The organism is Klebsiella sp. C349492, from assembly GCF_042055345.1.
GTDB lineage: Bacteria > Pseudomonadota > Gammaproteobacteria > Enterobacterales > Enterobacteriaceae > Klebsiella > Klebsiella scottii.
The window spans coordinates 1,474,882-1,497,610 of record NZ_JANQCE010000001.1 but is presented as its reverse complement, the minus strand read 5'-3'; the positions used below and the strand labels follow the sequence as shown (position 1 = coordinate 1,497,610).

At 57.6% G+C, this 22,729-nt stretch carries 22 protein-coding genes; 7 read left to right on the top strand and 15 right to left on the bottom strand.

The window, feature by feature from the left end; all coding sequences use genetic code 11:
* Positions 1–10: 10 nt before the first annotated feature.
* From NWP14_RS07060 to NWP14_RS07050, 3 genes are all read right to left on the bottom strand, one after another.
* On the bottom strand, positions 11–1,042 hold the full coding sequence (locus NWP14_RS07060) for a methionine synthase (protein WP_331850504.1): 1,032 nt from the start codon (positions 1,040–1,042) through the stop codon (positions 11–13).
* A gap of 26 nt (positions 1,043–1,068) precedes the next feature.
* Entirely contained in the window at positions 1,069–2,046 is a 978-nt protein-coding gene (locus NWP14_RS07055) for a DUF1852 domain-containing protein (protein ID WP_375215042.1), read from the bottom strand.
* A 289-nt stretch (positions 2,047–2,335) separates the two neighbouring features.
* Positions 2,336–2,866: a glyoxalase superfamily protein gene (locus NWP14_RS07050; protein ID WP_331835487.1), complete on the bottom strand. Its 531-nt coding sequence runs from the start codon at positions 2,864–2,866 to the stop codon at positions 2,336–2,338.
* Between the two features lie 328 nt (positions 2,867–3,194).
* Here NWP14_RS07050 and NWP14_RS07045 point away from each other — a divergent pair, with 328 nt between their 5' ends.
* Entirely contained in the window at positions 3,195–3,734 is a 540-nt protein-coding gene (locus NWP14_RS07045; protein WP_095096606.1) for a DUF2058 domain-containing protein, read from the top strand.
* Between the two features lie 122 nt (positions 3,735–3,856).
* Here NWP14_RS07045 and NWP14_RS07040 read toward each other — a convergent pair whose 3' ends face one another.
* Both NWP14_RS07040 and NWP14_RS07035 read right to left on the bottom strand, forming a co-directional pair.
* A complete protein-coding gene (locus NWP14_RS07040; protein WP_095096609.1) occupies positions 3,857–4,339 on the bottom strand; it encodes a cold-shock protein in 483 nt (160 codons plus the stop codon).
* A 191-nt stretch (positions 4,340–4,530) separates the two neighbouring features.
* Positions 4,531–5,586, bottom strand: coding sequence for an SDR family oxidoreductase (locus tag NWP14_RS07035; RefSeq protein ID WP_375215041.1), 1,056 nt, complete (start codon positions 5,584–5,586; stop codon positions 4,531–4,533).
* A 111-nt stretch (positions 5,587–5,697) separates the two neighbouring features.
* On the opposite strand from NWP14_RS07035, the gene NWP14_RS07030 reads away from it, so the two are divergent.
* A complete protein-coding gene (locus NWP14_RS07030) occupies positions 5,698–6,645 on the top strand; it encodes a LysR family transcriptional regulator (RefSeq protein ID WP_375215040.1) in 948 nt (315 codons plus the stop codon).
* 97 nt (positions 6,646–6,742) lie between these two features.
* Here NWP14_RS07030 and NWP14_RS07025 read toward each other — a convergent pair whose 3' ends face one another.
* Both NWP14_RS07025 and NWP14_RS07020 read right to left on the bottom strand, forming a co-directional pair.
* Positions 6,743–8,527 (bottom strand): diguanylate cyclase, encoded by a 1,785-nt coding sequence (locus NWP14_RS07025; protein ID WP_095096618.1) that lies wholly within the window; start codon positions 8,525–8,527, stop codon positions 6,743–6,745.
* Positions 8,528–8,609: 82 nt separating this feature from the next.
* The gene (locus tag NWP14_RS07020) at positions 8,610–9,809 is read right to left on the bottom strand and encodes an HD-GYP domain-containing protein (protein ID WP_095096621.1); all 1,200 of its coding nucleotides are present in this window, start codon (positions 9,807–9,809) and stop codon (positions 8,610–8,612) included.
* Between the two features lie 310 nt (positions 9,810–10,119).
* Between NWP14_RS07020 and fraE the strand changes: the two genes are divergently transcribed.
* Positions 10,120–11,163, top strand: a complete 1,044-nt coding sequence (fraE, locus tag NWP14_RS07015) for a fructose-asparagine asparaginase (protein ID WP_375215039.1) — start codon at positions 10,120–10,122, stop codon at positions 11,161–11,163.
* Between the two features lie 25 nt (positions 11,164–11,188).
* Here the strand turns inward: fraE and fecE are convergent, their stop codons facing one another.
* From fecE to fecI, 7 genes are all read right to left on the bottom strand, one after another.
* The gene (gene fecE, locus NWP14_RS07010; RefSeq protein WP_375215038.1) at positions 11,189–11,956 is read right to left on the bottom strand and encodes a Fe(3+) dicitrate ABC transporter ATP-binding protein FecE; all 768 of its coding nucleotides are present in this window, start codon (positions 11,954–11,956) and stop codon (positions 11,189–11,191) included.
* Positions 11,957–12,904 carry a Fe(3+) dicitrate ABC transporter permease subunit FecD gene (gene fecD / locus NWP14_RS07005; RefSeq protein WP_375215107.1) on the bottom strand — a complete coding sequence of 316 codons (948 nt, stop codon included), beginning with the start codon at positions 12,902–12,904 and terminating at the stop codon, positions 11,957–11,959.
* A gap of 2 nt (positions 12,905–12,906) precedes the next feature.
* Positions 12,907–13,905, bottom strand: coding sequence for an iron-dicitrate ABC transporter permease FecC (fecC, locus tag NWP14_RS07000; RefSeq protein WP_375215037.1), 999 nt, complete (start codon positions 13,903–13,905; stop codon positions 12,907–12,909).
* Complete coding sequence (locus NWP14_RS06995) at positions 13,902–14,804, bottom strand: Fe(3+) dicitrate ABC transporter substrate-binding protein (RefSeq protein WP_375215036.1); 903 nt, start codon at positions 14,802–14,804, stop codon at positions 13,902–13,904. Before NWP14_RS06995 ends, fecC begins: the two co-directional genes overlap by 4 nt.
* A gap of 91 nt (positions 14,805–14,895) precedes the next feature.
* Positions 14,896–17,226 carry a TonB-dependent Fe(3+) dicitrate receptor FecA gene (gene fecA, locus NWP14_RS06990; protein ID WP_331835478.1) on the bottom strand — a complete coding sequence of 777 codons (2,331 nt, stop codon included), beginning with the start codon at positions 17,224–17,226 and terminating at the stop codon, positions 14,896–14,898.
* Between the two features lie 97 nt (positions 17,227–17,323).
* Positions 17,324–18,271, bottom strand: a complete 948-nt coding sequence (gene fecR, locus NWP14_RS06985; RefSeq protein ID WP_331835477.1) for a ferric citrate uptake sigma factor regulator FecR — start codon at positions 18,269–18,271, stop codon at positions 17,324–17,326.
* Positions 18,268–18,789 (bottom strand): ferric citrate uptake sigma factor FecI, encoded by a 522-nt coding sequence (gene fecI / locus NWP14_RS06980; protein ID WP_095098075.1) that lies wholly within the window; start codon positions 18,787–18,789, stop codon positions 18,268–18,270. The genes fecR and fecI overlap by 4 nt, the downstream gene beginning before the upstream one ends.
* Positions 18,790–19,046: 257 nt before the next feature.
* Between fecI and NWP14_RS06975 the strand changes: the two genes are divergently transcribed.
* The 4 genes from NWP14_RS06975 (at position 19,047) to NWP14_RS06960 (ending at position 22,450) form a co-directional block, all read left to right on the top strand.
* Entirely contained in the window at positions 19,047–19,829 is a 783-nt protein-coding gene (locus NWP14_RS06975) for a class I SAM-dependent methyltransferase (RefSeq protein WP_095098078.1), read from the top strand.
* A 584-nt stretch (positions 19,830–20,413) separates the two neighbouring features.
* Positions 20,414–21,328, top strand: a complete 915-nt coding sequence (gene lpxP, locus NWP14_RS06970) for a kdo(2)-lipid IV(A) palmitoleoyltransferase (RefSeq protein WP_095096645.1) — start codon at positions 20,414–20,416, stop codon at positions 21,326–21,328.
* A 91-nt stretch (positions 21,329–21,419) separates the two neighbouring features.
* A complete protein-coding gene (gene leuE / locus NWP14_RS06965; RefSeq protein WP_095096648.1) occupies positions 21,420–22,058 on the top strand; it encodes a leucine efflux protein LeuE in 639 nt (212 codons plus the stop codon).
* Positions 22,059–22,186: 128 nt separating this feature from the next.
* Positions 22,187–22,450, top strand: a complete 264-nt coding sequence (locus tag NWP14_RS06960) for a DUF2534 family protein (RefSeq protein ID WP_095096650.1) — start codon at positions 22,187–22,189, stop codon at positions 22,448–22,450.
* Positions 22,451–22,492: 42 nt separating this feature from the next.
* Here NWP14_RS06960 and NWP14_RS06955 read toward each other — a convergent pair whose 3' ends face one another.
* Positions 22,493–22,615, bottom strand: a complete 123-nt coding sequence (locus tag NWP14_RS06955) for a hypothetical protein (protein ID WP_095096653.1) — start codon at positions 22,613–22,615, stop codon at positions 22,493–22,495.
* Between the last annotated feature and the right edge of the window lie 114 nt (positions 22,616–22,729).

Sequence of the window (22,729 nt, the reverse complement as noted above, 5' to 3'; positions counted from 1 at the left end):
TCTGGCGATGTTACTTGTTTGCAAGTTCCCGGCGAACGATCTCTGCGCCTGCGCTTAAGGCATGGAGTTTACCCGTGGCTACCCGGCGGGAGAGGGGAGCCATGCCGCAGTTGGTAGAAGGATAGAGCTTGTCGGCATCGACAAACTGCAGCGCCTTACGCAGGGTACCGGCGACCTCTTCTGCCGTCTCGATGGTGTTGGTCGCCACGTCGATGGCCCCGACCATCACTTTTTTACCGCGGATCAGCTCAAGCAGATCCATGGGAACGCGCGAGTTATGGCACTCCAGGGAGATGATATCAATATTAGAGGTTTGCAGTTTAGGAAACGCTTCTTCATATTGGCGCCACTCTGAGCCTAAGGTCTTTTTCCAGTCGGTGTTGGCCTTGATGCCATATCCATAGCAGATATGTACCGCTGTTTCGCATTTCAGCCCTTCAACGGCTCTTTCTAAAGCGGCGATCCCCCAGTCATTGACCTCATCAAAAAAGACGTTAAAGGCGGGCTCATCGAACTGAATAATATCGACCCCGGCCGCTTCCAGCTCTTTCGCTTCCTGATTGAGAATTTTTGCGAATTCCCAGGCGAGTTTTTCGCGGCTTTTGTAGTGGTTATCGTACAGCGTATCGATCATCGTCATGGGGCCAGGCAGGGCCCATTTAATCGGTTGAGTGGTCAGCTGACGTAAAAATCGGGCATCTTCGACAAAAACGGGCTTTTGCCGAGCCACGGCGCCAACCACCGTCGGCACGCTCGCATCATAGCGATTACGAATTTTAACGACCTCGCGTTTCTCAAAATCAACTCCGCTGAGATGCTCAATAAACGTGGTGACAAAGTGCTGCCGCGTTTGCTCGCCGTCGCTGACGATGTCGATGCCCGCACGCAGCTGGTCTTCCAGGGACAAGCGCAGAGCATCCTGTTTCCCCTCGACGAGCTCCTCATTGTGCAATTTCCACGGCGACCACAGGGTCTCAGGCTGCGCAAGCCAGGAAGGTTTAGGTAAGCTGCCGGCGGTTGAAGTCGGTAATAACGTTTTCATAATGGATGACCTTTATTTTCTATTAATCAAAGAGGGCAGCTAGCAGACCATTGCGCAAGAATATTCTGGTATGGTTTGATGAAATGCTCTTCGGTAAATTTTCCCTGTTCAATAGCCAGCCGGCTACGCTCTTCCCGGTCATAAACGATTTTGGTCAATGAATGATCCTGGTGATTCAGGTTGGGCTGATAGTATTGTCCTGCCGCCGAGTTGGCATTGTAAATCTCCGGGCGGTAAATCTTTTGGAAGGTCTCCATTGTGCTGATGGTGGCGATCAGCTCAAGATCGGTGTAGTCACTCAGCAAATCCCCGGTGAAATAAAAGGCCAAAGGCGCGGCGCTATTTTTAGGCATGAAATAGCGAACCGCTAAGCCCATTTTGCCAAAATACTCTTCGGTCAAAGATGAACCATTTTGCTGGTATTCGATGCCTAATACCGGATGCTGATTGCCGGTCCGCTGATAGGTGTCCTTACTTGAAATACTTAAACATATAACCGGTGATTTTTTAAACTTCTCTTTATACTCGGTGGAGTTGACAAAATGTTTAAATATATTGCCATGCAGAACGCCAAAGTTGTCCGGGATGCTAAATTGTGCCTGGTTCTTATTGTGCTCTAACAGCACGACGCTAAAGTCATAATCTCTCACGTAGGACGAGAAATTATTCCCCGCAATACCGTCAAGGCGTTGCTGGGTCTTTTTATCGATAATATTAGTTTTCAGTATTTCGATCGCCGGGAAGGTTTCGCCATTGGCTTCGAGATTCATTTCAACAGAAATAATTTCAAGTTCGACGGCATAACGATCGCCTTTAGGGTTATCCCAATGCGCCAGCGTATTAAAACGATTGTCAATCATCACCAGGGTATTGCGCAAATTCTGCTGACGCTCTTTCCCTCGGGCTAAATTCGCGAAGTTGGTGGTAATACGCGTATTTTCAGAAGGGTTATAGTTTTCATCGAAAACAGTGCTCTTAACCGTAAACGTAAAGTCTTTATTCATCGCGATCTTGTATCCCAGGTTCTGACATGAAAACTGAATTTCTTCGGTGGTTTTTCAGCAGCGGTTGGTTTGCTCAGCCACCACTCTTCATGTTGTCAATAAGTTAATATTGTGTATTTTATGCCAGAGGCGTTGGATGAGTGAAAGCGACTTAATTTCATTACAACATGAGCCATCTTCATGATCCGGGATGAGGCCGGGGACGGCGGCGTCGCACGCGCCCCCGGCCTGCAAGATTTCCCCCGGAAATCGACGGGGGAAGGGGCGCTGCGAAGAGATGACGCGGGGATCAGCTTTGGCAGAAACGCAGCCTGTTGCCAAAGGGATCGTGAACCTCAAGGGTTTTTCCCCAATCCTGGTGCGCGATTTCTGGCCGTCCGTAGCCGTAATTTTTGTGCCTTAACTCATCCCTGAACAATTCAATGTTGCGCATCGGTATAAAAATTGTCGCACCCGGGCTGGCGTCGCCGTGATGTTCTGAGAGGTGCAGCTGCAGGCCGTTTCGGCCGATGCCCATATAAAGGGGGAGGTCAGCCGCAAAACGATGTTCAAATTCAACGCTGAAGGCGAGGAAATCCACATAGAATTCCCGCGCCTTGCGCTCGTCAAACATGCGTAAAATGGGAATGCTTTTTTCAAAAGACACGGACGCGGGCGCCGCCGGGGGATCTAACCGTGCCGATGCCGTATTCCAGTCCTTATAGCCCAGCTGCTGCGCCACGATTTCAAGCGCGGAAGAGTGGGTTATTTTGACATTGCGCGACTCAAGCGAGTTGCGCAGTTTTGTCGCCATAAGTTTTGCCTGCTCGATCGAAAACATCTTTTCTCCTGTCGTCAGGGTATTTTGGCGCTCGCATTACCAAACCCCGATCGTCACAAGATGTGAGCTAAGCAACGTGGGATAATGACGTGCTTTCACCCTTTCCCGAAGGAAGCGAGCGGCAGGCAGCACGGGCCGAAGATTAAAATATATAATGAGAGTTAAGGACGCAAGCGCTACGCCAGGCATCCGGGACGTCGGTCCGGGATTAAAGGAGTCGATAAACGCGGGCGTCGCTTTCTTCACCCGACCGGCGCCAGCAGCCTGGTACATCGGCAAAAATTACAGGTATAATCCCACGCATTATTCAACGGGTTCAGAAGCGGAAATGACAAAACTTACCTTACAAGAGCAGATGCTAAAAGCGGGTCTGGTGACCAGCAAAAAAATGGCTAAAGTCCAAAGAACGGCCAAAAAATCACGCGTTCAGGCGCGTGAGGCGAGAGAGGCGGTGGAAGAAAACAAAAAGGCGCAGCTTGAGCGCGATAAGCAGCTAAGCGAACAACAAAAACAGGCCGCCTTATCTAAAGAGTATAAGGCTCAGGTGAAGCAGCTGATTGAAATGAACCGAATCAGCGTCTCAAGAGGCAATATCGATTTTAACTTCACCGATAACAATTTAATTAAAAAAATCGTGGTTGATAAGCCGACCCACGCCCAGCTGATTAACGGCCGCCTCGCTATTGCGCGCCTGATTGCTGAGGGCAGCGGCGAGAGTGAATACGCGATTATCCCCGCCGTCGTCGCCGATAAAATTGCGCAGCGCGATGCGAACAGTATTGTCTTAAACAGCGCGCTGAGTCAGGAAGAGCAGGATGAAGACGATCCGTACGCCGACTTTAAAGTGCCTGATGATTTGATGTGGTAAGCCGGCTTTTGCCGCGGCTTGCAGATGAAAAGTCCTGCAGGACTTTTCATTCAGTTTTGCGGGCGGAGAGCTTTTGGCGAACGTGGCCCTGGCCCTTCGGCACGGGGCCGCTCCGCGCGATCTCAGACCTTGAGCATTTTCACCGTGGCATCGACGTCTATCTCATCTTCCGAGAAGATTAGCGTCGTTCCCTGGAAGGTGGTGATCGCCAGTTTTTTCAGCGCGCGCATTTCACCCGGCTCGGCGGCTGACTTCGGCCGGATACTCCCCATCAGCGCCCCCACCGAGAGCACCGCATTTTCTTTATCGATACGGATATCGGCAGGCACTTCTTCGCTGTAGACCAGGTAAGACTTGATCGACGTGAGCTTAATGCGCTCGCCGGCGATATAGATATATTTGCTTTCCGGGACGACCTTCACCGCATAGGCCGACAGGCCCTTGTTATTGGTCGTGGGTTCGAAAGTCACCGCCGCATCTTTCTTAATCAGCTCCGGATTGGCGACCTTAATCACATGAAAATAACGGTTATCGCCGTTTTCATCTTTGATAAATCCAAAACCTTTATCTTTAAACCAGGTTGTGATTGTTCCGTTCATCGCCATTACCGCCTACTTAATCGTTTATCTACTGAGTTTTTGCAGCGCGCAGTGTAAAGCACAATGCCTGCGCAGACTACGTCTTTGCTTTAAGTCTGGATGATAAATTTCAGGTATGCGAGCAGGCGGCGGCCGGCTAACGGCGAATCAGCCGCGGCCTGGCTCATTGAGCACGGGTTGACGAGCGCATACGTCGTTCAGGGAATGAGCCTCATCTGGCGAAACCGGGTAAACAGCTGATAGAACATCTGCTCGGTTTCACGGTAATCATGGAAGCCGGCGCGGCGGATCTTGCTGCCATCGGCGAACATGTCGTAGTCCCAGCTAAAAACAAAATCGACGAATTCCCAGCCGGTAATTTGGCCGATATCGCTCTCCCTGAGCCGATATTTTGCCGCCATTTTTTGCCAGATGGCCGCTTTATCCGCCATCACCTCCCGCAGCGACATCGGCAGGGGCGGGGCGACCGGCAGTTCGAACCAGGCCGCAATGCGGGGCCACATCTCCTGCCAGCGGAACAGATCGCCGTTATTGACGTTGAAGGCCTGGTTCTCAGCCGCCTCGCTGGTGGCCGCCCACAGCGTCGCTTTGGCCAGCAGGCCGGAGTCGGTCATCTCAATCAGGCTCTGCCAGGCGCCCGGCCTGCCGGGGAAGCGCAGCGGAATGTTTAACTCCTTGCAAATAGCCGCATATACCGCCAGCGACAGGGCAAGATTCATCGGGTTGCCGGTGGATAGCCCGCCCACGACGGAGGGGCGTAACGCCGTCCAGTGCCAGCTTTTCCCTCGCTGACGCTCCTCCAGCAGCCCCTGCTGGGCAACGTTGAACTCCGGCGGCATATGCCCCGCGTCGCTTTCGCGCGCCGGGGTCTTAAACGGGCCAAGATGCGCACCATAGACCTTATAGCCCTGCATCAGGCTGACGTGCGCCAGCCGGGGCGACTGCTCGGCGGCGCTGAGCGCGTTATCCAGCATATTGAGATTCGGCTCCACCAGCCCGGCCCAGCTATCGGCATGCTGATAGGCGGCATAAAACAGATGGCTGACCTCCAGATGCTCCAGCACCGCCATCGTCGCCTGTCGGTCATGCAGGTCTACCGCCAGGTAGCGCACGCCGGGACGCGAGATGCCTCCCCGCCGCGACAGCCCAATGACCTGCCAGCCGGACTGCTCCAGTTCATCGATAAGCTTGTTTCCGGCGACGCCGTTGGCGCCGGCAACCACGGCCAAACGCTGATGTTGTTGAGTCTTCATGCTAAGCACCTCTTTTCGGGTCGAAAGTGAAGCCAGAGCATGATTCATTAGCGATGAAGGCAGAAGATAGGCATATGTAATAAGATTAATAACAAAACCTTTGAAGTGAAGATGATGAACAAGCTCAAAGCGATGGAAATTTTTATCCGGGTGGCTGAAACCGGCAATCTCTCGGCCGCAGCCCGTAGCCTGGGGCTGACCCAGCCGGCGGTCAGCCAGCAGGTCATAGCCCTCGAACAGAGCCTCGGCGTGGCGTTACTGCTGCGCACCACCCGCTCGGTTACCCTCACCGAGCCGGGCGAGCGCTACTATCAGCAGATTCGCCCGATCCTCGATGCGCTGACCGAGACCGAGGAGACCTTGCTCAGCCAGCAGCAAAAACTCAGCGGAACGCTACGCGTGCAGGCGCCCACCGGGATCGGCCAGCATCTTCTGACGCCGATCGTTATCGCCTTTCAGCAGCGTAATCCGCAGCTAAGCGTCGAGCTGATGCTGGAGGACCGGCTTGCCGATGTGGTGAGCGAAGGGATCGATCTTGCCATCCGCCTGGGAGAACCCACCGGGCTCAGCCAGGTCGTCAGACGGCTGGCTAAAGTTCAGCGCGTGCTGGTGGCCGCGCCGCATTATCTGCAGCAGGCAGGGACGCCGTCGCGGCTGTCAGAGCTGGCGCAGCACCGGACGCTTCGCTACAGCGGCCTGGCCGCCGGGGATGAGCTGACGCTGGAAGGACCGGGCGGAAAAGAGACCGTGCGCCTGAACGCCGTTTTCCGCGCCAACAATAGCTTTTCGCTCATTGCCGCGCTGGAAGCGGGAGGCGGGATCGGCGGCATTCAGCAGCCGCTGGTGGCCAGCCAGCTGGCACAGGGAACGCTGATCCAGGTGCTGCCGGATTACCGCTGGCAGCCGCTTGCGCTGTATGCGCTCTATCCCGCCAGGCGCTTTATCCCGCTGAAGGCCCGGATGCTCACCGAGGCCATTATCAGCGGATTGAACAACGTCAGCGGGATAGCAATGCATAGGTCCCTCGACCCTCGCGGTACATCGTTTGCCGGTCTCTGAACGCCCGAGCTGGATACTGCTCCGAACCTGCCGCTGAAAGGCCGGATCGGCAAGCGAGGTTGGCGAACGTTGCTGAGCGGGGATAGGCGACTCGCCGTCAGTCGGTCTTGAGCATCCCGAAGCTGACGATCCGCGAGCGGCCGAGCTCTTTTGCCCGATACAGCGCGGCGTCGGCGGCGCGCAGCAGGCTGTCGCTTTGCGTATGCTGCGGGAAGCTGGCAATCCCGATAGAGACATCTATCTGACCCATCTCGCTCAGGCCGTAGCGTAGCGTCATGTTGCGGACGTTGTTGTAAATATCCTCGGCGCACGCCAGCGCCGACTCTTCGTTGGTGCCGGCGAGCAGGACTAAAAACTCTTCGCCGCCGTAGCGGAAAGCCATGCCGATATCGCGCACCGCGCGCTGCACGATGGACGCCACGTTTTTAATCACCAAATCACCCGCTTCATGACCATACCTGTCGTTGATCGCTTTGAAGTGGTCGATATCGATCATCAGGCAGCTCAGCGGCGTGCCGTTGCGTACCGCCAGATTCATTTGGGTATGCAGGGCGTCTTCAAGGTGGTGGCGGTTGCGCAGCCCGGTCAGCGAGTCGAAAAGCGCCTTTTCCAGCAGCGCGTTGCGCAGGCGCTGGTTCGCCAGCGCCAGGCCCAGCGCTTCGGCCATCAGCTCAAGATAGGCGCGTGAAGGGGCCGTGGCCGGCGTGACGTTTCTGAAGGAGAGCAGGCCGATGGCTTCCCCCTGGGCAATCAGCGGGACGCAAAGCGACCACTCCGCGCTCGACTCCGGCAGGTGGTAGCAGGCAATATCCGGCTCGCCGTTAACCGGAGGATGGCTCAGACCGCGCCGCACGGCCCAGCAGTTCTCGGGATGAAAGACCTCCGGTTCATCCGGCGGCGAGAGCCAGCGGGCGACGCAGCGCATCTGCCAAGGGTCGAGGTCGAGAATATACAGCCGCCCGGGGATCTCCGGCGCGATATTGGGCGCGAAAAGCTCGGCCACTTTAATCACATCCTCGAAAGACTCGCATCCCTGCAGGCGCTGGGTCATCCGCGCCAGCAGCTCGCGGATCGCCCAGTCGGCGTCGCGCTCCTGTTCAAGGCGCTGGCGCGCCAGGCCGTTCTCGCGGAAAATGCGGATCGCCTGCGCCATATCGCCAATCTCATCAATCTGGGTGAAATTAGGCGCTTCGACCGCATAATCCTGCGAGGCGAGCCTTTGCACGACATCGCTCAGGCGCACAACCGGATACAGCACCCGGCGTTGCAGAATAAAACCAAGTACAAACAGGAACATCAGCGCCGTCAGTCCAACCATCAGCTCTGACAGGCTGCGCCAGGTATGGGACTTTTCGGTGGCTTGCGCAATAGCGCTGTTGGCCCGGCCTTCCAGCAGCAGCCGGAAGTGGTCGATCTGCGTCTGAACCCGCTCCAGCTCCTGCTCATAAGGCTTACCGTACAGCAGGCCGACCGCGTCTTTATCCTCACCGCGGGCGATATTAGCCAGCGCCGCCTGCTGCTCGTCCTGCAGCTCGTCGGCAATCCGCAACCCCTCGCGCAGCAGCCCCAGCTCCTCGGCGGTCGCGCCGTTATCTTTAAGCTTTCCTAGCCGCTGCTCGATGGCGGTCATCACCTGAGCCTGCTGGCGATACTCCTCCAGGACCTCAGGGCTTTTATTGATGACATAGGTTCGCGCGAGGTCCGAAAGCGCCCAGGCGTCCGTTTCAACTTCTTCGGTGAGCTGGTCGAAAATCTGGCGCTGTTGCACCGCCTGGCGTTCGGCAGTATCCGCGTTTGAGGCCATCAGCATCGCAATGCCTGAGGCGAGGGTCAGGGCGACGGTGATGCCGTAGGCCCAGTTGGTCATGGTGGCGATTCTCACCCGTGTTTTCCTTGCGTGCAGATGAATTTATAATGTCATTTTTTATTATAGAACCCCGTCCTGTCCGCCGGCTGCCGGCAGGTCACGGTGGCGACTGGTCGCGTTTTTTGCCGATAATTTCGCGATGGAGCGTTGCGGCATGCTGGCGTAAAACGGCAAAAACATTCGCATCCAGCGCGCCATTTATAACATCGTTTTCAATCAGCCGTAATGCCTGCTGATAGCTCATCGCCTGGCGATAGGGGCGATTTTCGGTCAGCGCGGTAAAAATGTCGGCGACGGCGATGATTCTGTCCGGCAGATGCAGATAATCTGCGCTCAGATGCAGCGGATATCCGCTGCCGTCGAGCTTTTCATGATGGTTGGCGGCCCAGTTAATAATCTCGCCAAGTTCGCTAAAGGCGCTGAGAAGCTCGCCGGTCATATAGCTGTGTTCGCGCACCTGCAGCCGCTCCTCCGGGGCCAGCTCTCCCTGTTTTTCCAGAATATTTAGCGGGATAAAGATCTTGCCAATATCGTGCAGGTAGCCGGCGGCCTCGATTTTCTTACACTCTTCTACCGGCAGATCCATGTAGCGTGCCAGCTGCCAGGATATTTCGCCGACCATAATACTGTGGCTGGCGGTGAAGCTGCTGTAGGTATCAACGATTTTGGCAATCAATAAGCAAATATCCTTCAGGCCGTCGATATCGATATACAGATCGTTAATCGGGCCGATAATTTCCAGCATCCGCTGGATATGGCCGGGATTAAGATGCAGCCAGAAGTGCTCCTTTTTCGCCAGCTGACACAGGGTACGGCACAGCTGCGGGTCCAGCTCCTGATGCAGGGTGCGGAATTTATCAATAATAATATCAGTCTGATACGCGGTCGCCGTCTCGTCTGCGGAGAGCAGACGTTCGAAGGAGTCGGCAAAACAGACGATATGCTCGTCGAGGCTACCTTTATAGTCCACGCTGAAGTGGTGGTGACGAATAATGGGCAGGATCGGCGCGAAGGTGGCGAGGCCGCTGAGCATTTCCACCCCTCGCTGCTGGTGAGGATCGTCAAGGTTATCTATCGCATTGAGCGAGGTAATCATCCGCTTATCGCCCAGCACGCCGATATCGTGCAGCAGCGCGGCGCAAAAGATGGTCTGCTGCTGCTGACGCGGCAGCCGTAACGCCAGCGAAAGCTCAAGGGCGATGAGGGCCGTTCGCTGCATATGCAGATGGAGTTCGGGATTGATTATCTGTATGACACGAGTGGTAAGCATCAATGCTGATTTTAAGGCGAGACGCATCGTTTTTCCCTCTTCGCGATATCCACATAAAATAGGTCGATCATGGCCGTTACTGTCGTGATAATTTAATGGCAACGCGTCTGAAGCGGGACGACGAAAATAATAAACGCTTAGTCCGGCGGCGATTTCATTGTCAAAACATGCCCATCCTGGAGCATCGCTGCACCAAATCTGCGCGAGAAATGAATGAAAAAGCCTTTACTGCCCGATAGTTAACCATTTTGCCTGTAAAAAGAAAATAAATAGTGGCAAGCCGTTTGCATTAACTCTCCGCCAGTTTGATTAATATCTATTTTGGGGATGAGTGAATATGAATTTTAGAGCATTACTTGCGATTGCGTTACTGACAATGAGTTCGTTGGCTGCCAGTGAAACGCGCCTGCCGCATATCGTGATCCTCGCCACCGGCGGGACCATTGCCGGGTCGGCGGCCAGCAATACCCAAACTACCGGCTATAAAGCCGGCGCAATTGGCGTCCAGACCCTGATTAACGCGGTGCCTGAAATGAGCAAGGTTGCGCGGGTGGACGGCGAGCAGGTGGCGAATATCGGCAGTGAAAATATGACCAGCGATATTATCCTCAAACTCTCTAAGCGGGTGAATGAACTGCTGGCCAGAGACGATGTTGACGGAGTGGTGATCACCCACGGTACGGATACGCTGGATGAAACGCCTTACTTCCTCAACCTGACGGTGAAAAGCAATAAGCCGGTCGTCCTGACGGCGGCGATGCGGCCGGCAACGGCGATAAGCGCCGATGGCCCGATGAACCTGCTGGAGGCGGTCACCGTTGCCGCCGATCCCGAGGCGAAGGGGCGGGGAGTGATGGTGGTGCTGAACGATCGCATCGGCGCCGCGCGCTTTGTGACCAAAACCAACGCCAACTCCCTCGATACCTTCAAAGCGCCGGAAGAGGGCTATCTGGGCGTTATCGTCGGCGGCAAGCCGCAGTTTGAAACGCGCGTCGATAAGATTCATACCCTGCGTTCGGTATTTGACGTTCGTCAGCTGAATACGCTGCCGAAGGTGGTGATCATTTACGGCTATCAGGACGACCCGGAATATATGTACGATGCGGCGATTGCTCACCACGTTGACGGCATTGTCTATGCCGGAACCGGCGCCGGTTCGGTATCCGTGCGCAGCGCCGCAGGGATCGAAAAAGCGCAAAAAGCCGGCATCGTGGTGGTGCGCGCCTCTCGTACCGGCAGCGGCGTGGTCCCGGCCGACGATAGCCAGCCTGGGCTGGTGGCCGACTCGCTGAACCCGGCAAAAGCGCGCATTCTGCTGATGACCGCCCTGACGCAAACGCGTAAACCGGAGGTGATTCAGAACTATTTCCATACTTACTGATCGCCCTGTTAGCCGGAGGCGTGCGCTATTTCATCACGCACATCGGGCGCTTTGAGATAGGGTCGGGGTGAATTTCCGCCTCCAGCTGGAAAACGTTGCGCAGCAGCGCGGGCGTCAGCACCTGCTCCGGCAGGCCCTGGGCCCGCACTTTACCGTTTTCCAGCACCACCAGATGGTCGCAGTAGCGGCTGGCCTGATTAAGATCGTGAAGGACGGTAACCACCGTCTTTCCGCACATCTGCAGCTCGCGCATCAGCTTCATCAGCTCCACCTGATGATTGATATCCAGCCAGGTTGTCGGCTCATCAAGCAGTACCAGCGGCGTATCCTGGGCAAGGATCAGCGCCACAAACGCCCGCTGTCTCTGCCCACCGGAAAGCTCGCTAAGCGGCTGCCCGGCGAGCGGCGTCATGCCGGTACGTTCAAGCGCGTCGGCAACGATCCGCCGATCCTCGGCGTTGAGGCGTCCCCACAGCGGCAGCCACGGGCTGCGGCCGTAGCTGACCAGCTCGCGTACGCTAATCCCTTCGGGGGTATGGTGCTGCTGCGGCAGCAAAGCCAAATGGCGGGCCAGCAGGCGCGGGCTAAAGCCCGACAGGGCCCGCTCGCCGAGCCATATTTTACCCGCCGTCGGCGTCAGCAGCCGCGAGAAGCACTTCAGCAGGGTTGATTTACCGCAGCCGTTTGGCCCGAGCAGGGCGCTGATCTGGCCGCCGGGAAGGGTCAGATCCAGCCGGTCGATAATGCGTTTGGCGCCGTAGCCGGCGCTCAGGTTTTCAGTTCTCAGTTCCATTCAACGTACTCTTACCAGCAGCCAGATGAACCATGGCGCGCCGATAACGGCGGTTAATACGCCCGCCGGCAGCTCCATTGGGGGATGAATCGTACGGGCCAGCAGATCGGCCAACAGCAGCACCAGCCCGCCGGTCAGCGCCGAAACGGGCAGCAGGTAGCGGTGGCTGCCGCCCGTAAAGCGGCGCACGAGGTGCGGCACCACCAGGCTAATAAACGCGATCGGGCCGCAGACGGCGACGCTAACCGAAGTCAGGGCTACCGCCAGCAGCAGGCCGCCGCGGTGGAGCAGCCGGAGATTGACGCCGAGGGTCCCGGCCCGCTCATGGCCAAGCGCCAGTAAATCCAGGCTGTGGCTAAGCAGCAGGCTTAACGGCAGCAGGATCGCCAGCACGGGCAGGGCGATAGCGACGAATGAGCCGTCCCGCGCCCACAGGCTGCCCGTCAGCCACAGCAGCGCGTTATTGATCTCCTGGGGCCGGGAGAGCAGCAGGTAGTCGGTAAGGCTGGCCCAGCAGGCCGACAGCGCCACGCCGGTGAGCGCCAGGCGCATCGGACGGGCAAAACCGGCCAGCGCAACCAGCGCCAGCATTGCCGCCATGCCGCCGCTAAACGCCACCAGCGGTAGCCACAGCACGGACAGTGACGGGATAAAATAGAGCGCGGTGACCGACGCCAGGCTGGCGGCATGGTTGATGCCGAGAATATCCGGCGACGCCAGCGGGTTGCGGACCAGGCCCTGAATCAGCACCCCGGAGACCGCCAGCGCGGCGCCGACGATCTGCGCCAGCACCACCCGCGGCAGGCGATACTGCATCAGGACGTAGTGGTACTCGCTGGTTTTGTGCCAGCCGTCGAACAGCGCCTGCCAGGGCAGCGGAACGGCCCCCATAAGCAGGGAGATCGCGTTTAACGCCAGCAGCGCCAGCAGCAGGCAGGCGATGCGCATTTTCATCCGCGCCTCCTGACCAGCCAGACAAAGCACGGCGCTCCGACCAGCGCCAGCACCGCGCCCGCCGGGAGCTCTCCGGGCCAGGCCAGCGCGCGGGCGAGAATATCCGCCAGCAGCATAAATATGCCGCCCAGCAGCGCCGCCATCGGCAGCAAAACGCGGCAGTCCTGGCCAACCCACAGGCGCGCAAGATGCGGTACCAGCAGGCCGATAAAGGCCACCGGCCCCGCCACGCTGACGCAGGCGCCGGTCAGCAGCAGCACCGCCGCGTTGATCGCCAGCCGCAGCCGGGAGAGATTCACCCCCAGCGAGTGGGCGGTGCTATCGCCGACGTGGAGTAAATTCAGGGAGTTTGCCAGCAGAAATACGCCGGGAATAATCAGCGCCGCAAAGGGAAACAGCTGCCAGAACTCCGGCCAGCGAACGTGCGAAACGCCCCCGGCCAGCCAGTATAAAATTCCGTAGGCGTGATCTTCGGCCAGCAGCAGCGTAACGCGGGTCAGCGCCATGCACAGCGCTGACAGGGCGATCCCGGCCAGGATCAAGCGGTTGCGGTCGATCTCCTGACGCCAGCCGCCGCCGGCCGCCATCACCAGCAGCCAGCTGACGCCGCCGCCGCAGGCGGCAATCAACGCCAGAGAATAGCCCGCCAACGGCGCCGGGCTGAAGGCGCTGGTTAGCGACATCGCCAGCGCCGCGCCGCTGTTGATGCCGAGCAGGGACGGCGAGGCCAGCGGATTATGGGTTAAGATTTGCAGCAGAGAGCCAGAGAGCGCCAGGCTGCCGCCGAGCGCGATCGCCACCAGGCTTCGCGGCAGACGAAGATTAAGCACCAGCGCCTGGGCCAGAGAGGGCGTTTTGGGGACCAGCAGCGCCTGCAAGGCCTCCAGCGGCGCAACGGGGATCGCCGAATAGCTAAACAGGCTCAGCCACAGCAGACCCGCCAGCCCGACCAGCGGCAGCCCCCAGACCAGCAAAGCGGAACGGGATGATTTCATTGCTGCACGTCGACCGCCTGGTGGTGAATAATTTTAACCGCATCAGCGGCGATGCGTTCGGCGGCAAACATGCCGCGCATCCGCGCCCAGCTGTTGCTGTCAACGGCGGCCACCTGCTGCTTCTGCTGCGCCTGCAGCATCTGCCATAGCGGGTCCTGCTGCCATTTACGCACGATGCTTTCCGTCCGATAATGAGCAACAAACAGCCACTGCGGGTTGATGGCCAACAGCTGTTCGAGGCCGATCGTCGCCATCGGCGCGCCGGCGATGGCCTCCGGAACCGACAGCCCCAGCGCGCTTAGCACGCTGCCGGTATAGGTATCGCGCGAATGCAGGTTGAACTGCTGTTCGCGGGAGGTGCCGAATACCACGCTGGCGCCGGCCGGCAGCTGGCCGGCGAAATCAGCCATCCGCTGGCGATGCTGCGCCAGGCGCTGCTGCATAAGCGGGTCCTGGCCGACGACTTTGCCGATAATGGCCGCCGACTGCAGGTTTTCTGCGTAGGTTTCATTCCGCGACTTCAGCAGCAGCACCGGGGCGATTTGCCGCAGGGCGGCGTAAATACCGCGATGGCGGCTGCTATCGGCCACGATCAGGTCCGGGCGCAGGGCGCTAATCGCCTCCAGAGAGGGCTGGGCGCGGGAGCCGACCGACTGCCACGGTTTCAGATGCGCGCGGACCTCGGGCAAAATGCGCGCGGGGTCGTTATCGTCGGCGATGCCGACGGGGCTGACGTCAACCGCCGCCAGCGCATCGGCGAAGGAGAGCTCCAGCACGACGATCCGCTGCGGGGGGGTATCGAGGGTAAATCGCCCCTGCTGATCCTCGACCGTCACGGCAAAAGCCGCGCCGCTGAGCGCCAGCTGCGCGGCGAATAGAAGACGTAAAATAGCCAACATACTCACTCCAGAATGGCGGGACGCCGGGATCGTCCCGCCGATATCATCCACAAACATCACCGCCTCAGGCTGAGGCGGTGAACGGCCATCGTCAGAATTTCATCGACCCCTGCAGGTACAGGGTGCGCGGCTGACCGGCGTAAATGCCTTTGTTGTTATCGTCGTATGAACGGGTGTAGTACTCGTGGTCGAAGATATTCTTCACCCCGACCGCCAGGTTGAGGTTGGCCATTTGTGGACCAAAATCGTAGGCGACGCGCGCGCCCCACAGCATAAAGCCCGGGATGCGGCCGGTGCTGCCGTCGGCACTTTCCGCAACCGTGTTGGCGTTGTCGGCAAACTGGCTGGACTGGAAATCGCTATTGAGGTTGAAGGTCCAGCTGCCCGGCTTATAGTCCACGCCGAGGGTGCCTTTATGCTTCGGCGAGAACGGGACCTGATTGCCGTAGGTGTCCCCTTTTTCACGGATTTCGGCGTTAACGTACGCGTAGCTGGCGTATACCGACAGGTTGTCGAGGCGTGGCGTGAGATCGCCAAGATCGTAGCGTGCCTGGGTTTCCAGCCCGCTATGGCGGGTTTTACCGCGCGCGGTGACGGTATCGTTGGTCTGGTTGGAGTCGTACTGATTATTGAAGTTAATCAGGAACAGGCCCATTTCCGCGCTCAGCGCGCCGTTGTCGTAGCGGCTGCCGATTTCCCAGGTGCGGGCCTTTTCCGGCTCCACATTGCCGCTCTGCACAGCCTTGCCAATTTGGCTGTACTGTACGGTGCCGAACGATCCTTCGGTGTTAGCATAAAGATTCCAGCTGTCGGTGAGATGATAAAGCACGTTGAGCGCCGGCAGCGGGGCGTTGTAGCTGACCTGCTCGCGGGTGCCCTTCAGGTTATTATCCTGATAGGACTCAATATGTTCGAAGCGCATGCCCGGGGTGATCGTCCAGTCGCCGATATCAATGCGGTCGTCGATATACCAGGCGTGCGCCTCGGTACCGGAACGGGTATCGCGATCGTAAGGGCTGGCGGTGCTCGGCAGCTCGCCGCTGGCGGTCGTGGTGTAGTAGCGCATCTCATGGGTGGATTCATTCACGTAGCGATAGCCGACGCCCACTTCATGCGCGGTAGCGCCGAGCGTAAAGCTCTGGCTGTAGCGCGGCTCGATCCCCCGCACCCAGTATTCGCGCGGAGAGAGCGTAATGCGCTTGCCCTGCTCAAGGTAGCCGCTGCGCAGCGTGTGGGTATAGAAGCCCTGAATATTGAACTTATGCATGGCGTCCGGCTGAAACTGATAGCCGAGGCTGGCGAGCTGGCGGCGCCCCCAGAAGCGGTCGTACGGGCGGGTAGACTGCCAGCGGTCGGCATCATAATCGGCGCGGGAGAGCCCGCCGGGCATGTCGGCCTCGCCGTCATAATATTGCAGCAGGCTGTTAAAGGTATGCACCTCGTTTGGCGCATATTTACTTTTCAGCATCACGTCGTCAATGCGGGTGGCGCTGTGCTCGCGCCAGTCGCTGCCGCGCGTTCCTGAATAGAGCAGCGCGGAGCCAAACCCGTTATCCGCCGTGCCGCCAATCATCAGATTGTGCGTCTCCTTGGGATTGTTCTGCGAGGAGGTTGGGCTTAGCTGGCCTTCGATGCCGCCCTCAATGCCAAAATCCTGCGGAATAGCGCGGGTGACGAAGTTAACGACGCCGCCAACGCTCTGCGGTCCGTAGCGCACGGCGCCCGCGCCGCGAACAACGTCGACGGCATCCATATTGCCCAGCGATACCGGAGCCAGCGACAGCTGGGGCTGGCCGTAGGGGGCGAAGGGCACCGGGATACCGTCCATCAGTACCGTGGAGCGGCTGGCCAGGCGCGGGTTCAGGCCGCGGATGCCAAAGTTCATCGCCAGGTCGTGGCTGCCGGTGCCGGTATTATCCGGGGCGTTGACTCCCGGGATGCGGTTCAGCACCTCACGCATGGTGGCGGCGCCGGTTTTGGCAAACTCGTCGCGGCGGATGACGTCGCGGGCGCCGGCGTGTTCAAAGACATCGTTTTCCCGCGCGTCTCCTAGCCAGTCGCCGATAACCGTCAGCGACGCCTCATTCTCAACGGGTGCGGGCTCCAGCGTCCAGGCGTTATGGCCCAGCGCTTTGAGCCGCAGGCCGCTGCCGTTCAGCAGCGTTTGCAGACCATCCTCAACGTCGTAGCTGCCGTGCAGGCCATCGCTATGCTTGCCCCGCGTCAGGCTGGCGTCGGTTGAGAGGGTGATGCCGCTGCGGGCGGCGTACTGATTGAGCGCGGTATCTAAATCTCCGGCGGCGATATCAAACTGAGCGGCGGCAAAGACCGGCGCAGCGGCCAGCGCCGCCAGCGGCAGCAGGCTTAAACGGATTGCCATCACCAGAGGCATTGGTTTGCGTAGAACGCGTAAAGGCGTCATGTGTTCTCCACGATTGTTTTGGTTGTTTTCACCTGTTAAGTCGAACGAGCAGGGGAAAAGGGACAATGGAGAATGAGAATTTTTTGTATTTTTTTTCTCAGGCGGGGACGACGGTGACCCAATAGCGGGTGGCAAACTGCAGTTTTACCGGCAGCGTTTGCGTAATAACCTGCAAAATCGTCCCGGTATCGTTCAGCGGGAAGGTGCCGCTCAGGCGTAAATCGGCAACGCGGGGATCGCAGCGCAGAATGCCGGGGCGATAGCGGGACAGCGTGGCGATAACCTCGCGCAGGGGGCGGTCGCGAAAGCTGAGCACGCCCTGAGTCCAGCTATCTTCACCGGCGCTCAGCGTCTGTATCGGGGAGAAGGCTTCAGCGCTGAAGCGCAGGCTTTCTCCGGCTTCCACCCTCCGGTACTGGCCGTGCGCTAATCGCACCTCAACGGCGTGCTGCTGCACCGCCAGGCGGGTTTCATCGGCAAACTGGCGAACGGTAAACTCCGTGCCCAGAGCGGTGAGGTTGCCGTCGCGGGTCTGTACGCGGAACGGCCGCTGGAGAGCGTCGCGGGCGGTGCGGATGGCAATTTCGCCGTAGCGCAGGCGCACCAGGCGCTGCTGCGCGTCGAAATAGACGTCGGCGGCGCTGTCGGTGTTCAGGGTCAGAACCGAGCCATCCGCCAGCGGCTGGCGACGCGTTATCCCCTTGGCCGTGCGGTAGTCGGCGCGAAGCCCCTCCGCCAGCTCGCTGTCCCACAGCCGCCAGCTCCCGCCGGCGATCGCCAGCAGCATCAATCCTTTCAGCACCTGACGGCGGGCTGCCCGACCGTCGTTGAGGGCCCGGCTGGCAAGCGCGCCCGGAAGGTGGCCCATCTGCTGACGCAGGTTTTCGACCTGCTGCCAGGCCCAGCGGTGGTCAAGGTCCTGCTCATACCACTGCTGCCAGCGGGCTTCCTGCTGCGGATTGGGGCGCCCGTCGCTTAGCAGGGCATACCAGTGGGAGGCCGACCGCAGGGCCTGGCGACGCGAGTCGGTAAGTTTCGTGGTCACAGACCGTTCTCCAGGCGAAAGAGCAGGCAGTGCTCGGTCGCTTTGGCCACATATTTTTTCACCGAACTGACGGAGACCGTCAGGCGTACGGCGATCTCGGCGTAGGTCAGGCCTTCCAGCTGCGAGAGTAAAAAGGCTTCCCGCGCCTTCTGGCTCAGGCCATCCAGCATCGCGTCGATCTGCTGCAGCGTTTCCAGCTGAATTTGCTGCAGCTCGGCAGAGGGCGCCAGCGCCTCGGGGAGCTGGGCAATCATCTCAAGCCAGGCGCGCTCCAGCGCATTGCGGCGAAACAGATCGATCATCACCCGTTTCGCGATGGTGCACAGAAAGGATTTCGGATCGCGGATGGTCGTTAAGGATTCACCGGCCATCACCCGCATAAAGGTGTCCTGGGCGACGTCATCGGCGTCGAACGAGGATTGCAGTCTGCCGGTCAGCCAGTTTTTCAGCCAGCCGTGATGGGCGTGATACAGCGAAGCAAGCGTCAGCGGTGCGGCGGTGGCGGAAAGTGAGGACATGGCCGAATTCAGAAAAATGGAACGATAGCGCATATGTTAATATGAGAATGTTTCTCATTACAATTAAAACGCAGCGTTAAGTTCGTCTCCAGGCCGGGTGGTTACTTTAAGTAATTGTTATCAATTGCAATTGATTTTACCGGCGCGCGGCAGCGGCTTGCGAACGGTCAAATGCAAATAAAAGTCATTATCAATATTCCCTCGTCAAAGATAATGATGTATTTATAATGCATCTTATAAATCATGAGGTGCTGCAGATGAATGCGAGTGAAAAGGCCGGACACACATTTTTAGCCAGTCTGGGAAAAACCCGGCTGCGGCCCGGCGGCGTAGAAGCGACGGAGTGGCTGTTCCGCCAGGCCGATTTATCCTCCGAGAGTACGGTGCTGGAGGTGGCCTGTAATATGGGAACCACTTCGATAGAGCTGGCGAAACGATTTGGCTGCCGCGTGTACGCCATCGATATGGATAAAGATGCGCTGGCGAAGGCCCGGCAAAATATCGTGCTGGAAGGTGTGGATAATAAGGTGCTGGTGATGGAAGCTAACGCCACCCGGCTGCCGTTTCCCGATGCCACCTTTGATGTGGTGATTAATGAGGCGATGCTGACCATGTATGCCGATAAAGCCAAAGAGAAGCTGGTGGCGGAATACTATCGCGTGCTCAAACCCGGCGGCCGCCTGCTGACCCACGATATTATGTACACTCAGCAGGCGCTGGGGGAGGGGGAGCGCATGGAGCTGCAGGGGGTGGTCAAATCTCACGTCAGCCCCATGAGCCAGGCGCGCTGGCAGTCTCTCTTTGAAGAGGTGGGGTTTGACTCCGTTCGCTGCCACGCGGGGCCGATGTCGCTGATGTCGGCGCGGGGGTTGATCAAAGACGAAGGTTTCAGCCAGGCGCTGAGAATCATCTGTAATGGCCTGCTTAAGCGGGAGAATCGTCCGCGTTTTCTGGCGATGATGCGCTTTTTCCGGCGTCAGCGGCGGCAGCTGAATTTTATTGCCTGCTGTTCGGCGAAAGGCATTGCTGTACATAAATAATGCGGAATAAGCGTTCGAAATAAAAGCAACCTTATATATCTGTCATTATTTGTCAGGAAGATAAAATAAGCCGAGTCTTATTTTTGTTCTCCCCGCCGGCGATAAATTTTTGTTCCAATATGAACGGGGAGAATTATTCGCACCGATGCCGCCCTGGACCTCGCGGCTGCTTACTCTGCGTCCCGGCCCGCGTCATTATTACGCCGCGCCAGGGGGCGCTGAACGCGCTGACAGCGCCGGGGCGCCGGGCCTTTGCTGAACGGGCGCGGTGCCGGGTGCGAGGCGGAGCGCGGCGGCACAAAGGGGCTCTTCTGCAGGTGCAGGCCCATCACCTGCATAAATGAATAGCATGGAAATGATTTTACAGAAGAATACTTTTAATTTATTATTCATTTTTAATTTACATTTTGTAACAAGTATGCTGGTATTATGTTTTTTTCCCCTCCCTGTTCATTTTTACTTGCCCGAGTGAATTTAGGCAGATTACTATTGTCGTACTAGCTATATGTACCGCCTAACGACTGATGAAAGGAATCGTTTTTTCCTTAAGCGTTACCTCATTTAGGATGTTTACAGGAAAAATCATGCCTTCCGCTTTTAATAAGAGTCTTTTGCATCCCCGCAATTGGGGGACCTGGTTTGGCCTGGCCATTCTCTGGTCAATCGTGCAATTACCCTATCCGCTCCTGCACAGCATCGGCACCACCGCCGGTAAGGCCTCGCGACGCTTCCTCAAACGCCGGGAGCATATTGCCAGAAGAAACCTTGAGCTCTGTTTCCCCGACATGTCTGCTGAAGCGAGAGAAAAGCTGATCGAGCAGAACTTTATGTCGCTGGGAATGGGGTTGATTGAGACCGGCATGGCGTGGTTCTGGAGCGATGAGCGCGTCAGGAAATGGTTTGACGTAGAAGGTCTCCAAAATCTCGAAAAGGCCATGAATGCTGGTAAGGGCGTAATGGCGGTCGGCGTACACTTTATTTCTCTTGAGCTCGGCGGTCGTACTATGGGCCTGTGTCGGCCGATGATGGCGACCTATCGTCCGCACAACAGCCCGCTGATGGAGTGGGTGCAGACCCGTGGACGCCTGCGCTCGAATAAAGCGATGATCGATCGCCGTAATTTGTCCGGCCTGGTGCACGCGCTGAAGGCCGGCGAAGCGGTGTGGTTTGCCCCCGATCAGGATTACGGCCCGAAAGGCAGCGTCTTTGCCCCGTTTTTCTCCGTGCCGCAGGCCGCGACGACCAACGGTACCTACGTCCTGTCGCGTCTCTCCGGCGCCAAAATGCTGACCATCAGCATGGTGCGTAAAGCGAACGGCCAAGGCTACACCTTATATATCAGCGAGACGCTGGACGATTATCCTGGCGAAGATAAGCAGGAAGCGGCCGGCTACATCAACAGGGTTATCGAAAGAGAGATTCTGCGCGCGCCCGAGCAATACCTGTGGGTTCACCGGCGTTTCAAAACGCGTCCGCTGGGCGAAGGTTCTTTGTACTAAGCCAACAGGCACCGTAAGCTCTTTCAAAATCACGTTAGTTGCGTTAACGTGAGCGCGATCATATTGTTTGTTGAACGCGAAGGAGTGCAGTGTGTTCGCTGAGTTTGGTGTTTTGAACTATTTGACCTACCTGGTCGGGGCTATTTTTATCATTCTGGTGCCTGGCCCAAATACCTTTTTTGTCCTGAAAACCGGCATCGCGCACGGCGTCCGGAAGGGCTATCTGGCGGCGGCCGGCGTGTTTATCGGCGACGCGGTGCTGATGCTGCTGGCCTTTGCCGGCGTAGCCACGCTGATTAAGACGACGCCGGTACTGTTCAATATTGTGCGCTATCTCGGCGCCATCTATCTGCTGTGGCTGGGCGGGAAAATGCTCTACGCGGTGCTGACGCAGCGGGAAGGTCATGCCGACACCGACGCCGAGCCGGCGAGCGCGATCCTGAAACGTTCGCTGACCCTCAGCCTGACCAACCCGAAGGCTATCCTGTTCTATGTTTCCTTTTTCGTCCAGTTTATCGACGTTACCGCGAAGACGCCGGGCCTGGCCTTCTTTATTCTTGCGCTGACCCTGGAAGTGATTAGCTTTATTTACATGAGCTTCTTAATTGTTTCCGGCTCTTTTGTGACGCGCTACGTTAAAACGAAAAAGAAGCTCGCCAAAATTGGCAACAGCCTGATTGGCCTGATCTTTGTCGGTTTTGCTGCGCGCCTGGCGACGCTGCAGTCGTAAACGGTCGGCCGGTATCGCTGAGCCGGCCTGGCAGCAATAATCTCTGGCTTGTAACAAAAGCCCTTCAATTTTAATTGCGTTGGTGTTACATATACAGCCGATTATCGGTCAGATAAAAGGGAACCCGGATGATTCTGCATAAGCTCATCAGCAATAAAAACAGTAAGAAATTTTTCCTGTCGGTAACGGTGGTGTTTGCCATCGCTCTTGCCGTAGTTGGACGTGCGACGTTTGGCGGCGTGGTGAGTGAGTACAATATGCCGTACTCCGAGTGGACAACCTCGATGTTCTTCCTGCAAGGGGCGATGGTGACGGTCTACAGCATCGTGTTTACGCTGCTTTTCTCCATTCCGCTGGGCTTCGTCTTTTTAGGTTCTGACCGCCAGGACTAAATGAAACAAGGCGAACGCCGGTTCGCCTTGATCCGCCTTTTTTCACCAGCCTCTTCCGTCGTAATGATGGTGGTGGTGTCTGTGATGATAGCCATCATCAACGATACATCCCGATAACAGCGTGCATAGCGCGAGCAGCAACGACAACACGATCGGTTTTTTCATTCTCACTTCTCCGTTAGTCCGCCGTCCGCCCGCGACTGGCGGCGGGTTCGGCTGGTGAAGTGAGTGTATCGCGTTAAGTTATTGAGTGGATAAGACAACTCTGCAATTTAAGCG